At 69.2% G+C, this 1207-nt stretch carries 2 protein-coding genes; both read right to left on the bottom strand.

Annotation, left to right across the window (positions count from 1 at the left end):
- The coding region (locus G3436_RS24845) for a secretin and TonB N-terminal domain-containing protein (protein ID WP_178116598.1) at positions 1-444 on the bottom strand (444 nt) is incomplete at its 3' end.
- Positions 445-459: 15 nt separating this feature from the next.
- Positions 460-1207: pilus assembly protein PilP (locus tag G3436_RS24850; RefSeq protein WP_163950680.1), on the bottom strand; the 748-nt coding region annotated here is incomplete at its 5' end.

Genomic DNA, 1207 nt, shown 5'->3' on the forward strand with positions numbered 1-1207 from the left:
CGCCTGATCCGGCGCCAGCGCCTGGAACAATTGCACCATGTCGGCGGCCCGCGCATGGCTGACGGTCAGCAGCTCACGGGCCAGTACCGCCGGCGGTTGCGCCGCCAACGCCTGGCGCTCCTGGCCGGCCAGCTCGGCCAGCGGCGCGACCAGCAGCACATTGCCGTCCTGGCGCCGGCCCAGGCTTTTGCTGCGCAGCACCAGGTCCAGGGCTTGCTCCCACGGCACATCCTGCAGGCGCAAGGTCACCTTGCCCTGCACCGCATCGCTGACCACCAGGTTGGTGCCGGTGAAATCGGCCAGCACCTTGAGCACCGAGCGCACCTCCACATCCTGAAAACTCAACGACAGCCGCTCGCCAGCGCTCGGCGGGCGTTCCAGCGCTGCCGTTACACCCGTTGCCAGCAGCAGCAACACGACCCCCACACCGAATCTTGCGTTCATGCTCGACCTCCCTGGTCAATTGATGCCTGGTCGAGGGTTGGCGCCGATCACCCGCGGGCGCACCACCCAGCCACCGCCCTCGACCCAGACCCGCTCGTCCAACTCCAGCTGCGATGCCTCGATACGCACCACCCTGCCCTGGTCGGGGCCCAGCACATCGCCCTCGCGCACCGGGTACAGCACCCCTGCCGCACGGATCAGCGCCACGGCTCCACGCGGGCCCGCCAAATACCCCACCAGCTCCAGCTGGTCCACAGGCAAGCCCTCCAGGGCCGATTCGGCGCTGACAGGTGCCGCTGCATTGAACGGATTGCGCGATGCCATCAGCGTGCTCTTGGCCTGCAGCGGCGCCTCGACCGGCACCCCGGAGGCATAGGCCTGGAGCTGCAACTGCAGGCGCAAGTGCTTGCGCCCGTCCAGCGGGGCCACCTGCAGGTCATGCAGTGTCACCTGCCTGGGCAGCTCGCGCAGCGCCTCGACAAACGCCGACAATTGCGAGAAATCACCCACTACCCGCACCTGGATCGGTACCTCGGCGTGCTCGACCCGGGCCTGTGCCGCGCCTACGTTGACCTGTTCGAACAGCAGCCCACGGCCCGCTGCCGCGATGTCCTGCAACAGTGCCGGCAGGCCGTCCGCGGGCAGCAACAGCGCCTGGGCCGCTTGCACACGATGCTGCGCCTGCTGCAACCGCGCCTGCTCCCCGGCAAGTCGGGCCGCCTGGTCGGCCTGTTGCTGCCACGCCGCCTGCAACTCGACGCCC

The sequence above is a fragment of the Pseudomonas brassicae genome, from assembly GCF_010671725.1.
In the GTDB taxonomy this organism is placed as follows: domain Bacteria; phylum Pseudomonadota; class Gammaproteobacteria; order Pseudomonadales; family Pseudomonadaceae; genus Aquipseudomonas; species Aquipseudomonas brassicae.